This window comes from Comamonas sp. HJ-2, assembly GCF_053615495.1.
Genome location: NZ_JBSIFD010000016.1, coordinates 15870 through 30204, shown reverse-complemented (window position 1 = coordinate 30204; position 14335 = coordinate 15870). Strand labels below are relative to the sequence as shown.

General features: G+C 59.9%; 13 protein-coding genes and 5 tRNA genes. 13 read left to right on the top strand and 5 right to left on the bottom strand.

From position 1 onward, the window contains the following. Nucleotides 1-79 precede the first annotated feature (79 nt). The 6 genes from gltX to ACWGXF_RS14415 all read left to right on the top strand — a co-directional run bounded on the left by gltX (nt 80) and on the right by ACWGXF_RS14415 (nt 2166). A complete protein-coding gene (gltX, locus tag ACWGXF_RS14440) occupies nt 80-1489 on the top strand; it encodes a glutamate--tRNA ligase (protein WP_256630037.1) in 1410 nt (469 codons plus the stop codon). Between the two features lie 68 nt (nt 1490-1557). Then, nucleotides 1558-1633 (top strand) — tRNA-Ala (locus ACWGXF_RS14435). A 45-nt stretch (nt 1634-1678) separates the two neighbouring features. Then, nucleotides 1679-1754, top strand: a tRNA-Glu gene (locus ACWGXF_RS14430). Between the two features lie 48 nt (nt 1755-1802). Further along, nucleotides 1803-1879 (top strand) — tRNA-Asp (locus ACWGXF_RS14425). Between the two features lie 86 nt (nt 1880-1965). Then, nucleotides 1966-2041: transfer RNA gene (locus ACWGXF_RS14420), tRNA-Glu, on the top strand. Nucleotides 2042-2089: 48 nt separating this feature from the next. Beyond that, nucleotides 2090-2166, top strand: a tRNA-Asp gene (locus ACWGXF_RS14415). A gap of 94 nt (nt 2167-2260) precedes the next feature. On the opposite strand, the gene ACWGXF_RS14410 is transcribed toward ACWGXF_RS14415, so the two are convergent. Beyond that, nucleotides 2261-3019 carry a 3-hydroxyacyl-CoA dehydrogenase gene (locus ACWGXF_RS14410; protein ID WP_003057163.1) on the bottom strand — a complete coding sequence of 253 codons (759 nt, stop codon included), beginning with the start codon at nt 3017-3019 and terminating at the stop codon, nt 2261-2263. A gap of 271 nt (nt 3020-3290) precedes the next feature. Further along, nucleotides 3291-3839, bottom strand: coding sequence for a phasin family protein (locus ACWGXF_RS14405; protein WP_003067688.1), 549 nt, complete (start codon nt 3837-3839; stop codon nt 3291-3293). Nucleotides 3840-4190: 351 nt separating this feature from the next. Here ACWGXF_RS14405 and ACWGXF_RS14400 point away from each other — a divergent pair, with 351 nt between their 5' ends. The 7 genes from ACWGXF_RS14400 (at nt 4191) to ACWGXF_RS14370 (ending at nt 12348) form a co-directional block, all read left to right on the top strand. After that, the gene (locus tag ACWGXF_RS14400) at nt 4191-4670 is read left to right on the top strand and encodes an acyl-CoA thioesterase (RefSeq protein WP_012837589.1); all 480 of its coding nucleotides are present in this window, start codon (nt 4191-4193) and stop codon (nt 4668-4670) included. A gap of 229 nt (nt 4671-4899) precedes the next feature. Further along, the gene (gene pncB / locus ACWGXF_RS14395) at nt 4900-6135 is read left to right on the top strand and encodes a nicotinate phosphoribosyltransferase (RefSeq protein ID WP_256630039.1); all 1236 of its coding nucleotides are present in this window, start codon (nt 4900-4902) and stop codon (nt 6133-6135) included. Between the two features lie 82 nt (nt 6136-6217). Then, nucleotides 6218-7636, top strand: coding sequence for a sodium:proton antiporter (locus ACWGXF_RS14390; protein ID WP_012837591.1), 1419 nt, complete (start codon nt 6218-6220; stop codon nt 7634-7636). Nucleotides 7637-7751: 115 nt separating this feature from the next. After that, on the top strand, nt 7752-8729 hold the full coding sequence (locus ACWGXF_RS14385; RefSeq protein ID WP_054075782.1) for a 2-hydroxyacid dehydrogenase: 978 nt from the start codon (nt 7752-7754) through the stop codon (nt 8727-8729). 136 nt (nt 8730-8865) lie between these two features. Next, a complete protein-coding gene (locus tag ACWGXF_RS14380) occupies nt 8866-9273 on the top strand; it encodes a tautomerase family protein (RefSeq protein WP_012837593.1) in 408 nt (135 codons plus the stop codon). A gap of 274 nt (nt 9274-9547) precedes the next feature. Further along, nucleotides 9548-11158, top strand: coding sequence for a DNA recombination protein RmuC (rmuC, locus tag ACWGXF_RS14375; RefSeq protein WP_034362702.1), 1611 nt, complete (start codon nt 9548-9550; stop codon nt 11156-11158). Then, the gene (locus tag ACWGXF_RS14370; RefSeq protein ID WP_054075784.1) at nt 11155-12348 is read left to right on the top strand and encodes an MFS transporter; all 1194 of its coding nucleotides are present in this window, start codon (nt 11155-11157) and stop codon (nt 12346-12348) included. Before rmuC ends, ACWGXF_RS14370 begins: the two co-directional genes overlap by 4 nt. Nucleotides 12349-12410: 62 nt before the next feature. Here ACWGXF_RS14370 and lapB read toward each other — a convergent pair whose 3' ends face one another. The 3 genes from lapB to ACWGXF_RS14355 form a co-directional block, all read right to left on the bottom strand. Next, entirely contained in the window at nt 12411-13568 is a 1158-nt protein-coding gene (gene lapB / locus ACWGXF_RS14365) for a lipopolysaccharide assembly protein LapB (protein ID WP_054075785.1), read from the bottom strand. Further along, complete coding sequence (locus ACWGXF_RS14360) at nt 13558-13893, bottom strand: LapA family protein (protein ID WP_256630041.1); 336 nt, start codon at nt 13891-13893, stop codon at nt 13558-13560. The genes lapB and ACWGXF_RS14360 overlap by 11 nt, the downstream gene beginning before the upstream one ends. A 110-nt stretch (nt 13894-14003) precedes the next feature. Beyond that, nucleotides 14004-14324, bottom strand: coding sequence for an integration host factor subunit beta (locus tag ACWGXF_RS14355; protein ID WP_452102056.1), 321 nt, complete (start codon nt 14322-14324; stop codon nt 14004-14006). Between the last annotated feature and the right edge of the window lie 11 nt (nt 14325-14335).

Below are 14335 nucleotides of genomic sequence, written 5' to 3'. Positions count from 1 at the left end.
TCGGCATCTCTGGCCGAGACTGCGTGCGTATCAAGCGCCGCAGCCTTGGCGCGGGGAATGTCGTACAAGGATTTCTGATATGACAAACAACAAAATTCGCACCCGCTTTGCCCCTTCGCCCACGGGTTTCATCCATCTGGGCAATATTCGTTCGGCCCTCTATCCCTGGGCGTTTGCGCGCGCCAATGGCGGCGACTTCGTGCTGCGCATCGAGGACACCGATCTGGAGCGCTCCACCCAGGCTTCCGTGGACGTGATCCTGGAAGGCATGGAATGGCTGCAACTGGATCACGATGAAGGTCCGTTCTACCAGATGCAGCGCATGGATCGCTACAAGCAGGTGCTGGCGACCTTGCAGGAAAAAGGCTATGTCTACCCCTGCTATATGAGCATGGAGGAGCTGGACGCGCTGCGTGAAAAGCAGATGGCTGCCAAGGAAAAGCCGCGCTACGACGGCACATGGCGTCCCGAGGAGGGCAAGGTCCTGCCCGCGATTCCCGAAGGCGTGAAGCCCGTGCTGCGCTTCAAGACTCCGCAAACCGGTGTGGTGGGCTGGGAGGACAAGTGCAAGGGCCGTATCGAGTTCCAGAACTCCGAGCTCGACGATCTGGTGATTGCCCGACCCGACGGCACGCCCACGTACAACTTCTGCGTCTGCGTGGACGACATGGACATGAACATCACCCATGTCATCCGTGGCGACGACCATGTGAACAACACGCCGCGCCAGATCCACATCTTTGAAGCGCTGGGTGCCACCGTGCCTACCTTTGCCCACCTGCCCACCGTGCTCAACGAGCAAGGTGAAAAGATGAGCAAGCGCAACGGTGCCAAGGCCGTGACCCAGTACCGCGATGAAGGCTATCTGCCCGATGCCATGGTGAACTATCTGGCGCGTCTGGGCTGGAGCCACGGCGACGACGAAATCTTCAGTCGCGCCCAGTTCCTGGAGTGGTTCAACCTGGATCACCTGGGCCGCAGTGCCGGCCAGTTTGACGAAGCCAAGCTGCGCTGGGTCAATGCCCAGCATCTGAAGGCCATGGACGACGCCGAGCTGGCCCAGTTGGTCAAGCCTTTTGTCGTCAAGGCGGGTGTGGCCGAGAGCCTGATCGATGCCGATGACCGTCTGGTGCGCATTGCTGCCTTGTTCAAGGACCGTTGCGAGACCTTGGTGGATCTGGCCAACTGGGCCAAGGTCTTCTATGTGGACAGCGTGGAGCGCAATGCGGAAGACTACGCCAAACATGTAACCGAGGCGGCCAACCCCGTGCTGGATGCATTTGCTGCCGTGGTGGAAAACGTGGAATGGACCAAGGAAGCCATTGCGGCTGCGATCAAGGAGCTGCTCAAGGCGCAGGGCGTGAAGATGCCCGTGCTGGCCATGCCCGTACGTGTTCTGACCGTGGGCACGGCCCATACTCCCTCGGTCGATGCGGTGCTGGAATTGCTCGGACGTGAAAAAGTTATCGCGCGTTTGAAAAATCGCTAAAAACCTGTCTATAATTCGAGTCTCTGCAAAACGCGACTGATTAAAAGGTTGTCTTGCAGAGAGTTTTTGGGGGTATAGCTCAGCTGGGAGAGCGCTTGCATGGCATGCAAGAGGTCATCGGTTCGATCCCGTTTACCTCCACCAAAATTAATGACGGCGAGTCGCAAGACTCGAATCGTTCTAGGAATTGACCCTATCGTCTAGAGGCCTAGGACATCACCCTTTCACGGTGAGTACCGGGGTTCGAATCCCCGTAGGGTCGCCAAGTTTGAAGCGCTTGTAGCTACATGATATGTAGCAAAGCTTCCTGCCAGGAGTGGTAGTTCAGTTGGTTAGAATACCGGCCTGTCACGCCGGGGGTCGCGGGTTCAAGTCCCGTCCACTCCGCCAGTTTGGCTAGTCGCTTGATTAAAAAAGCGCCTTTATTTTCAGAAGGCGCTTTTTTAATCGGTGCGAAAGCAAAGATTCTAGGTTATGACCCTATCGTCTAGAGGCCTAGGACATCACCCTTTCACGGTGAGTACCGGGGTTCGAATCCCCGTAGGGTCGCCAAGTTTGAAGCGCTTGTAGCTACATGATATGTAGCAAAGCTTCCTGCCAGGAGTGGTAGTTCAGTTGGTTAGAATACCGGCCTGTCACGCCGGGGGTCGCGGGTTCGAGTCCCGTCCACTCCGCCAGATTCAAAAAGCCGCAATCAAGCAATTGATTGCGGCTTTTTCTTTGCCCGGGATCCCGAGAAAAGGCCTTGCGGCAAGGCCTTTGATTTACCCATTATTTCGGGGCCATGCGAATGGCGCCGTCCAGGCGGATGACTTCACCATTGAGCATGTCGTTTTCCAGGATCTGCTTGACCAGCTTGGCGTAGTCCTCGGGTTTGCCCAGGCGACTGGGGAAGGGCACGCTGGCGGCCAGTGCATCCTGAACTTCCTGCGGCATGGTGAACAGCATGGGGGTGCCGAAGATGCCGGGAGCAATCGTCATATTGCGAATACCGCTGCGAGCCAGGTCGCGAGCAATGGGTAGCGTCATGCCGACCACGCCGCCCTTGGAGGCTGAGTAGGCGGCCTGACCGATCTGGCCGTCATAAGCTGCGACGCTGGCGGTAGAAATCAGCACACCGCGCTCGCCGGTAGGCTCTGGCTCATTCTTGCTCATGGCATCCGCTGCCAGGCGAATCATGTTGAAGGTGCCGACCAGGTTGACCATGATGGTCTTGGTATAGACGGCCAGGCTGTGCGGGCCGCTCTTGCCTACGGTCTTCTCGGCCGGTGCAATACCAGCGCAGTTGATCAGGCCGGCGAGTTTGCCCAGGCTGGTGGCCTTGGCGACCACGGCCTGACCATCGGCCTCATTGCTGACATCGCAGCGCAGATAGACGCCGCCGATCTCACTGGCTACGGCCTCGCCGCGCTCTGCATTCATGTCGGCAATCACGACCTTGCCGCCGTTGGCGGCCAGCATGCGCGCCGTACCTTCGCCCAAGCCTGAAGCGCCACCGGTCACGATGAATACGCGATCCTGAATCTGCATGAACTGTCTCCTTGTTCGATGTCTGTTGACGTTGACGTAAACGTCAATTATGCACAGAGTGAAGGAACTGGCGACCTGAGGAAAGCGCGCATAAAAAAAAGCCCAATCGGGAAGATTGGGCTTTGAAGGGATCCATGAAACGGGGGTTTCAGGAGGATCCAAGGAGACAACTTGCGCAAGGTCAGCATCTGATTCAATGTACGCTGACCTGACATGCTGGTGATTATAGGGTAAACCCTAGTCTTTGCCAAGCATGTCAATAACCATGTTCTTAACGCTTGGCGGCGGTCGTGGCCTTGACAGCTTCAGTTGCTGTCTTGGTGGCAGCGTTGAAATTGGCTTCGGCCATGTCGGAGGCTTGCTTCACCGCCTTTTGCACGGATTCGAAGGCGTTGTTGGCGGCAGAGACTGCGCTCTTGACCATGGCAACAGCGGATTCGGAACCGGCAGGAGCATTCTTGGTCGTGTTGTCCAGCAGGGCATTGAAGTTCTTGCGAGCTTCGGTGGACTGGGCTTCCAGCGTCTTGTTGAATTCGCCGGCAGTGTTGCTGGCGATGTCGTACAGGTGGCGGCTGTAGGAAGCGGTTTTCTCGGCCAGCGGCTGGAACAGGCCTGCTTGCAGAGTCAGCAGTTCCTGGGCGTCCTTGACGCTGAGCACGGCCTGGGTGTGCTGGGCAGCTTCGGCCAGTGCGGCGCGCGAGGCGGTGACGTTCAGTTCCACCAGCTTTTCCACGCCTTCGAAAGCTTTGCTGGTCAGGCCGAACAGTGTCTCGAAGTGGGCTTTTTGTGCGCTCAGGATTTGGTCAGGGGTCAGGCTCATGGCAATTCTCCAAAATTACGGATCTAACAAAGGGATCGGACCGGAGGAAACGTCTGCCCTGACATGACCGCTATCTTTGCCAGCCGTATGTTGCAGTGCAGCATGGGTGCATTGTGAAAGAGAATTTGTGGCAATGCAAGCTTTAATTTGTTGCGCTGCAGCAAAAAAATTAATGACTCTTTGTTTTTGATAAGTATCTGATTTTTAAAAGACTTTGTTATGTCTGATAACTGACAAAAATTGAAGTAGCGTGTTTTCTTTGTGCGGTGCGTCATGCGTTGATGAGTGACAACCTGCAAGCCCTGTCGCGGTGGTGCTGGCGGCGCCGGGGCAGCTCTGCAAAATGACTGCATGACTGCATCGTTATCTCATGGCAAACCTTTGCGCGCCCAGCCGCAGGCGCGCGACTCCTATCCCGTGTTTCGTGAAATCAGCACCCGCTGGTCGGACAACGATGTTTACGGTCATGTGAACAACGTCATCTACTACAGCTGGTTTGATACCGCGGTCAATGCGTATCTGATAGAGCAGGGCGCGTTGGATATTCATGATGGGCAGACGATTGGCCTGGTGATAGAGACCCAGTGCAATTACTTTGCCTCGTTGGCTTTCCCCCAAGCCGTGGAAGCGGGTATTCGCGTGGCCCATCTGGGTAGCTCCAGCGTGCGCTATGAAGTGGGTCTGTTTGCCAGGGGTGCGAGCCAGTCGGCTGCTGCCGGGCATTTTGTGCATGTCTATGTCGACAGGCAGACGCGCCGGCCTGTGCCTTTGCCCGAGCCCTTGCGGGCGGCGCTACAGTCACTGCTTCGTGCAGAGCCTGCTGGTGAATAGCAAAAACGATAGCTTCTTGCGTATGTGTATCAAAGGTTTGATTCTGATCCGATTGATATATCTGGCGGCAAATCCGAAGCCCGCATCTGCAAGAAGCGCTTAGGGGCCGTGAGTACGGTGCAGGGTGTGGAATAGCCTACACTCGTCAGTCTCTGTTGAGGCTGGCGCAGCCTGTATTTGAGCCAGCCTTGTTCCATGACTGAACGGACCGTCAGGCCCACCGTCGTCCATGATCATCACCAGTCTGCTAGACACCGACCTGTACAAATTCACGATGATGCAGGTGGTGCTGCATCAGTTTCCGGGCGCGCAGGTGGAGTACCGCTTCAAATGCCGAAACCCTGGCGTGCAACTGGCTCCGTACGTCAATGAAATTCGTGAAGAAATCCGCTCTCTGTGCAAGCTGCGCTTTCAAGATGCCGAGCTGGCCTATCTGAGTTCGCTGCGCTTCATCAAGAGCGATTTTGTCGATTTCCTGAGCCTGTTCCAGCTCAACGACAAATACATCACGGTCACGCCCCTGGCCAGCGGCGAGATCGACATCACCATCCAGGGCCCTTGGCTGCACACCATCCTGTTCGAGATTCCAGTGCTGGCCATCGTCAACGAGGTGTATTTCCGCAATACCCAGCCCGTACCCAGCTTTCTGGAAGGACGCAAGCGCCTGGACGAGAAGATCGAGCTGCTGCAGGCGCCTGGCCTTGAGTCGCTCAAGATTGCCGATTACGGCACCCGCAGGCGCTTTTCCAGGGCCTGGCATGAAGAGGTGCTGCGGGTGCTTTGCGCCAGGCTGGGTCATTCGGGGGCGGCGCGCGTTAACGGCCAGCGCAGGGGGCAACTGGCGGGCACCAGCAATGTGCTGTATGCGATGAAGCTGGGCCTGATCCCGCTGGGCACCTTGGCCCATGAATATCTGCAGGCCTGCCAGTCGCTGGGCCCGCGCCTGCGCGACAGCCAGATCTTCGGCTTCGAGTCCTGGGCGCGCGAGTACCGGGGCGATCTGGGGATTGCGCTGTCCGACGTCTATGGCATGTCGGCCTTTCTGCGTGATTTCGATCTGTACTTCTGCAAGCTTTTTGACGGTGCGCGTCATGACAGCGGCGACCCGTTTGACTGGGGAGAGCGCCTGATAGCACATTACAAGGCCAACAAGATCGATCCGTTGAGCAAGGTGCTGATCTTCAGCGACGGGTTGACCATCCCCAAAACCATCGGGCTGTTCGAGCGCTTCAACGGTCGCTGCCAGCTGGCGTTCGGCATCGGCACCAATCTGACCAACGATTTGGGAAATCCCCCCGAGCATGTGCCATTGCAGATCGTGATCAAGATGACGCGCTGCAACGGCCAGCCCGTGGCAAAGCTATCGGACACACCGGGCAAGAGCATGTGTGACGATGAAAAATACCTGGCCTATCTGCGCCAGGTGTTCAGCATTGCGCCGCCGGAGCCGGTTTCGCCGGCATAGAAATCAAAGAATCATTGGCGGGAGTTATGCCTGTTGCAGGGCAAAGAGCAGAGAGGATGGGCGTTTGAACAGCAAATCTTTTATGAAAGCCGCGGCGGCCGCGCTGCTGACGCTGGCAGCGGCCACCGCGCAGGCCGCAGACATTGACGGCGCAGCCATGTCCGTGGCCTGGGGCCTGCCGTTTGTGGGCATGCTGCTGTCCATTGCGCTGCTGCCGCTGCTGCTTCCGCAATTCTGGCATCACCATTTCGGCAAGGTCACTGCCGGCTGGGCGCTGGCCTTCCTGCTGCCTTTTGCGCTGGTCTACGGTCTGGGCGCGGCGGGCGTGAATCTGGTGCATGCCTTGCTGGCCGAGTATCTGCCATTCGTGATCCTGCTGACCGCCTTGTACACGGTGGCCGGAGGCATCTATGTGCGCGGCAATCTGCGTGGTTCGCCGGGGTTGAATACCGCCATCCTGGCCATTGGAGCAGTGCTGGCCAGCTTCATGGGCACGACCGGGGCTTCGATGCTGCTGATACGCCCCTTGCTGCGCGCCAACGACAACCGCCGTCATCAGGCTCATGTGGTGGTGTTTTTCATCTTCATCGTCTCCAATGCCGGGGGGGCGTTGACGCCGCTCGGAGATCCGCCGCTGTTCCTGGGCTTTCTGAAGGGGGTGGACTTCTTCTGGACGGTGAGCCATATCTGGGGCCCTATGCTGTTCCTCACGCTGGCGCTGCTGGCCATCTTCTATGTGATAGATCACAAGCTGATGGGGCAAAAGGGCGAGACCGATCTGCCCGATCCCACGCCCAGCATGGATGTGACCGGGGCTCAAAGCCGCCTGGGCTTTGAAGGCCGCGTGAACTTTGTGCTGCTGATGGTGGTGGTGGCTCTGGTGCTGGTCAGCGGCATCTGGCGCACTCCTGCGGGTATAGAGATCGCCGGGACTCATGTGGGCCTGCCCGGTTTGGTGCGTGATCTGGGTTTGCTTGCCGTGGTGCTGCTTTCGCTCAAACTCACACCCGCCCGTGTGCATCAGGCCAATGAGTTCGGCTGGGGTCCCATGCAGGAAGTGGCCAAGCTGTTTGCAGGTATTTTCCTGACCATCATTCCCGTCATCGCCATGCTCAAGGCAGGTGTCGATGGCCCGTTCGGTGCCGTGGTGCGCGCAGTCACCAATGCCGATGGCACGCCCAACCCGGCCATGTATTTCTGGGCCACGGGTCTGCTGTCTTCCTTCCTCGACAACGCTCCGACTTATCTGGTGTTCTTCAATACCGCCGGTGGCGACCCCGCTCACCTCATGACCGAGATGGCGCTGACGCTGACAGCCATTTCTGCCGGTGCCGTGTTCATGGGAGCGAACACATACATTGGCAATGCGCCCAATCTCATGGTCAAGGCGATTGCCGAAGATCGCGGCGTGAAGATGCCGGGCTTTTTCGGCTATATGCTCTGGTCGGTCTGCGTGCTGGTACCTCTGCTGGTTTTGATTACCTGGATTTGGTTTAGGTGATGGCTCTCCCCTTGAGGGGGACGACATCATTGCTGCGGGACGGTTCTTGCTTGATAGCTCGGGCTGTGCCGGGCGAGCTGATATGTTCTAAAAAGATGAATGAGGAGACAACGCGATGAGTCAAAAGCCCCGTATCTTGATTGCCCGCGCCATTTCACCCGAGGTGGTGCAGCGGTTGCAGCAGCATTTTGAAGTGCAGTCCAATCAGGAGGATGTGGTCTGGTCTCCGGCAGAGCTGGCACAGCAGTTGCAGGGCAAGGATGGCGTGCTGACCACGGGTTCGCAGCGCATCGATGCCGAGCTGCTTGCCGCCTGCCCGCAGCTCAAGATCGTGGCCAATATGGCGGTGGGCTACAACAATTTCGATGTGCCTGCGATGACGGCCGCGGGCGTGCAGGGCACGAATGCCCCCGATGTGCTGACCGAGACAACGGCTGATTTCGGCTTTGCCCTGCTGATGGCCACGGCGCGCCGCATTGCCGAGAGCGAGCACTATCTGCGTGCCGGGCTCTGGAAGGACTGGCATTACGACCTGTTTGCCGGTGCCGAGGTGCATGGCAGCACGCTGGGCATCCTGGGCATGGGCCGCATCGGTCAGGCCATTGCACGCCGTGCGGCTTACGGCTTTGGCATGGAGGTGCTCTATCACAACCGCTCGCGTCTGGATGCTGCGCTGGAAGCCGAGTGCAAGGCCAGTTATGTCGGCAAGCAGGAGCTGCTCGAACGTGCAGACCATCTGATGTTGGTGCTGCCGTTCACCCCCGAAAACCGCCACACCATAGGCGCGGCAGAAATTGCGCAGATGAAGCCCACGGCCACGCTGATCAATATTGCGCGCGGCGGCATCGTCGATGATGCGGCTCTGGCCCAGGCACTCAAGGATAAGCGCATTGCCGCAGCGGGGCTGGACGTGTTCGAGGGTGAGCCTGTCGTGCATCCCGATCTGCTGACCGTGCCCAATGTGGTGCTGACACCTCATATCGCCAGCGCCACCAAGGGTACGCGTACGGCCATGGCGGGGCTGGCGGCTGACAACCTGATCTCGTTCTTTGCTGGCAAGGGGCCGCTGACGCCCGTCAATCAGCTGGCCTGATGCCGCGATTAGGCCGTATCACGTCATATCAGTTTGAGGGCGAATACGTGCTCTGAGTGCGTTGTCGGCTTTGATAATTTCTGCCCGCTTGGCGTCTGTGCGCACGGCGGGCTTTTTTATATCAAGCGAGACAGCAATGCCTTTTATCCGCACCAGCGTCCACAAGGACACCACGCCCGCCCAGCGCCAGGCCATCGTCAACGGTATTCATCAGGCCCTGATCGACGGCATCGGCATGCCCGCCGATGAGCTGTTCAACATGGTTGAGGAATATGACGAGCAGAAGTTCTTCTTCAGCCGCACTTTCAACGGCTACAAGCGCTCGGACCGCGTGGTCGTGGTCGAGATCACCATGCGCCGTGGGCGCAGCGATGCCATGAAGCGCGCGCTGTATGCCAACATCGCCGCCAATCTGGAAAAAGATGCGGACGTCGCACCCAGCGATGTGTTCATCTTCACGCACGAAAACGACTATTCCGACTGGTCTGTGGGCGGCGGCAAGTTCGCCATGGCCATTGCCCAGCAAGTGGGCCCCGACGCCTGATTCTTGCGTCAACCGATTGCAGCCTCGCTGTCACCAAGGCTGCAATCGGACGCAGCACTTTTGATCGCATTGAATTTTTCGTGGCTCTGAGGACTGATAATTTGCCTGCGCGCTAGTGCTTGCAAACTTCAGTCTGCAATGCCCAGGGCGGAAATTCAATGAATAGGTCTGTAGCGATTTGCTGATAAGCGCTTGCAGCTATGAAAAAGAGTGCGAAAGGCGTGGCAAGACAGTGACTACGTGGTGGCTTGGGTTGGCGGCGCTGGCCGTATTGATGGTGGGCCTGCTTCTGGTGCTGCTGTGGTGGCTGCAGGGGCTGCGCCGTCAGACGGAACTTGCTCTGGGCCCTGATGCGATGAGGTTGCAAGCCCAGCTGCTGCAGGGATTGCAGGCGCTGGATGTCAGGCTGCAGCAGCTGGAGCGCAGCAGCCAGAGTACCCAGATGACGGTGGCCAAGAGCGATGGAGCCCTGGACCGTGTCACCCAGCATGTACAGACCCAGTTGGCCCAGGCCCAGCAAGATGCACTGGCCGCACGGCGCGAGCAGGCGGCGGCGCTGGCATCCTTTCGTGAAGACGTTTCCCAGCTTGCGCAGCGGCTGACGGGCGACAGCCAGCAAGCCCGTGCGGCACTGGCCCAAAGCAGTGCAGAGCAGGCAGTCCATGTCCAGCAGCGCTTCGAGGCCCTGGCCGAGACGACGCGCGGCACGCTGGACTCGCTCAAGGGCGACATCCAGCAGCAGCTCACGCATATGAGTACCAATATGGGGGCTGCGCTCAAGGATCAGCTGGGAAGCAATGGCGAGCAACTGCGTCATCAGTTTGCCGTGTTGCAGGATGCGGTGAGCCAGCAACTGGCTGCGCTGGCACAGGGCCAGCAGACCACGGCGGAGCAACTGCGCGCAACGCTCAACGAGCGACTGGCCACGATTCAGAGTGAAAACTCCCTCAAGCTCGACGAGATGCGCCGCACTGTCGACGAGAAGCTGCATGCCACGCTGGAGCAGCGTCTGGGCGAGTCCTTCAAGCTGGTCAGCGATCGGCTGGAGCAGGTGCACAAGGGGCTGGGCGAGATGCAGACTCTGGCGGGCAGCGTAGGCGATCTGAAGCGCGTGATGACCAATGTGAAGTCGCGCGGCACCTGGGGCGAGCTGCAACTGGGCAGCATCATCGACAATGTGCTCACGCCCGAGCAGTACGCGAGAAACGTCAAGACCGTGCCTGGCAGTGATGAGCTGGTCGAGTTCGCCATCCGGCTGCCGGGCCGCAACGACGAGCAGCCCGTCTGGCTGCCCATCGACGCCAAATATCCAGTCGAGCATTATCAGCGCCTGCAGGATGCCCAGGACAGTGCCGACAGGGTGGCAATTGCCGCTGCAGGCAATGCCTTCGAGACATCGATTCGCGGCGAAGCCAAAAAGATTGCCAGCAAGTACATCGCACCGCCGCACACCACGGACTTTGCCGTCATGTATCTGCCCACCGAGGGCCTGTTCGCCGAAGTGCTACGACGTCCGGGCCTGGTCGAGGCCCTGCAGAACGAGCATCGCATCGTGATTACCGGTCCCGCGAATCTGGCCGCCATGCTCAGCAGCCTGCAGATGGGCTTCAAGACGCTGGCGATCGAGAAGCGCTCCTCCGAAGTCTGGGGCGTGCTCGGACAGGTCAAGACCGAGTTCGGCAAGTTCGGCGAGGTGGTGGAGGCCACGCGCAAGTCCATCGATGCCGCTGCGCGCAAGTTCGATCAGGTGGGTGTGCGCACGCGCGCCATTCAGCGCCATTTGCGCAATGTGCAGGAGCTGCCGAATGAAGCAGGGCAGGAGCAGCCCCTGTTTCCGGCCACCTCGTCTGGAGGCGATCAGACCGCCAGCGAGGATGAAGAATGAATGCGGCCCTGCTGCGCCTGATCCTCGCGCAAGTCTGTATTCACGGCACCATGACCGGAATGCGCATGGCCACGCCGCTTTTGGCGCTCAAGGAGGGCTATAGCGCGGCTGCGGTCGGCATGCTGCTGGCGCTGTTCGCACTGACCCAGGTGTTTCTGTCCCTGCCCGCGGGGCGCTATGCGGACCGTCACGGGCTCAAGCGCCCGCTCATCATCAGCGTGGCGGCCGCCTGTTCCGGAGCGGGGGTGGCCGTGCTGTTCCCGATTTATCCGGTGCTATGCCTGAGCGCTTTGCTGACGGGCGGCGCCGCCGGCATGGCACTCATCGCCCTGCAGCGCCATGTGGGGCGCATGGCACACAACAAGGACGAGTTGCGCAAGGTCTTCAGCTGGCTGGCGATCGGGCCGGCCATCTCCAATTTTTTGGGGCCTTTCGCGGCCGGGTTGCTGATCGACTACGCCGGCGGCGAAGCGGCCAGCACCACGGGCTTCAGGGCGGCGTTTTTGCTGCTGACCCTGATGCCTCTGGCGGCCTGGTTCTGGGCGAGAACGGTACAGGAGCTGCCCGCACTGCAGACCGAGAGTGCGAACCAGAAGGCAACGGCCTGGGACCTGGTGCAGAACCGGGGCTTCAGGCGCCTGTTGCTGTTGAACTGGGCGCTTTCCTCTTGCTGGGACGTGCACACCTTTGTCGTACCCATTCTGGGGCATGAACGCGGACTTCCTGCCTCGGTGATAGGCAGCATCCTGGGCGCCTTTGCGATTGCTGCAGCCGTGATCCGCATGCTGATGCCCATCATCACGCGCCATATGGCCGAATCGCAAGTGGTGCTGGGGGCCATGGTTGCCGCTTGCGCGCTGTTCATCGCCTATCCCTTCATGCCAGGAGCCTGGACCATGGGTGCCTGTTCAGTCTTGCTGGGCGTGGTGCTGGGGTCGGTGCAGCCCATGGTGATGAGCATGATTCATCAGATCACCCCGCCCGAGCGCCATGGTGAGGCGCTGGGATTGCGCATGATGGCCATCAATGGCTCCAGCGTGCTGATGCCGGTGCTGTTCGGTTCGCTGGGCACCGTGGTCGGTGTCTCTGCCCTGTTCTGGGCCGTGGGGGTTCTGGTCGGAGTGTCCTCGCGCCTGCCCTGGCTGATCGGCAAGCAGGATATGCCGGCCGATGAGTGGGGTGGCCATTAGAGGGGCCGGCTGCATGCATTGAAAAAGAGCGCCCTGGGCGCTCTTTTTCTTCGGGAAGTGCTTTACAGCTCTTCGACCCTGCGTGCCGGGTAGCTGTCCCAGCTCTGGCAGCCGGGGCAATGCCAGAAATGGGTGCGGGCTTCAAAGCCGCAGGCCGCACAGCGGTAGCGGGTCAGGGGCTTGGTGGCGTGGTTCAGCGCCTTCTGCACGGTGGCATGGTACTGCTCTTCGGTCAGGGTCTCGCCTTCCAGCCATTGGGCGGCAGCCACCAGGGAAGACTCATGCTCCAGGTGTTGCACCAGGAGCTGGCGGCCGGGGGCTCCTGCATCTCCGCTTTTCTGATCGACTGCGACCAGTGCCTGCAGCAGATCCAGCGAGGGTGCCTGCTCATAGTGCTTGAGCAGCAGATCGCGAGCCTCGGCGAGCGCGCCCGTTGCCTCGGCCACTTCCACAAGCAGGCTGGCCGCCAGGGGCAGGGCTGCGGGGCTGTTCTGTGCCAGGGCCTGAAGACTTGACAAAGCCTGTGCGGACCGGCCCTGTCGATGCTGGAGCTGGGCCAGCTCCAGTCGGGGACGCGGAGCTTGCGGCGCAGTCTCCAGGGCCTGTTGCAGCTGCGCAAACGCCTTGTCGAGCTGACCATGGGCGACCTGAGATTGCGCGTCTTCGCAAAGATAGTGGGCCAGCCGGGTGCTGAAGTCCCCTTGGCCCGCAGCCTGCATCTTGCGCACGATGGCCGCTGCCTGGGCCCAGTCGCGCGAGCGCTCGTAAATGGCCAGCAGCGCCAGGCGTGCCTCGCCTTCGTACTGCGTGCCTTCCAGGCGGTTCAGAGCCTCCTCGGCGCGGTCCAGCAGGCCGGCCTTGAGAAAGTCCTGTGCCAGTGCATGCTGGGCACGGTCCCGGTCGGGGCGGGTGAGGTCGGCGCGGCTGAGCAGATGCTCGTGGACGCGCACTGCTCGGTTGTATTCGCCGCGGCGGCGAAACAGATTGCCCAGTGCAAAGTGCAGTTCGGTGGTGTCGGGGTCGTTCTGCACGGCCTCGATAAAGGCATCGATGGCCTTGTCCTGCTGCTCGTTGAGTAGAAAGTTCAGGCCTTTGAAGTACGCCTTGGGAGCCTGGCGGTTGTCGGCACGCACCTGGCGCAAATCCCAGCGGGAGGCCAGCCAGCCCAGCACAAAGGCTGCAGGCAGGCCCAGCAAAATCCAAGTCAGATTAAATTCCATGCACGTCGCCCGGCGCAATGATCGAAGAAGAGTTCTGTTCCTTCACCGCAGGTGCTGCACTGGTGGCGCTGGTTGCGGCGTTCGGTGCCTGTTGAGTGGCCTGTGCCTCGCGCGCTGCGCTGCGATGCTTGAGCCAGCGTGGCACCATGCCCAGCACTCCGACAAAAAGGCCCAGTGCGAAAGCAGCCAGAACCACCAGCACCAGAGGTGCCGTCCATGCCGTGCCAAAGAAAAAATGCACGGTGGCGTCTTGCTGGTTGTTGAGTGCGAATGCGAACAGAGTGAAAAAAATGGCTGCCTTGAGCAGCCACAGCAGGTATTTCATGCTTCCCTTTATGCGCCTTGTGTGACGGGAAGATTTTAGGCCAGCCTATGCTCGGACTGGCAAACGGATGGCGTGGTCAGCCCTGATGTGGCTGACGGTGCCCATGGACTTCAGGCGATCTGCGGCTGCTGGGCAGCGGAGTCTTCGGCCTTGAGATTGTCCACGGCTTCGCGCAAGGCCTTGCCTGGCTTGAAATGAGGCACGCGCTTGGAAGGAACCTGAACGGACTCGCCGGAGCGGGGGTTGCGGCCTATGCGGGGCTGGCGGTGATTGATGGCAAAGCTGCCAAAGCCGCGAATTTCAATACGGTGACCGCGCACCAGGGCATCGCTGACGGCATCCAGAATGAATTTGACGGCCTGCTCGGCATCACGTTGGTTGAGTTGGCCAAATTGGGCGGCAAGTTCTTCGACGAGATCGGATCGGGTCATCGGGTGACGGA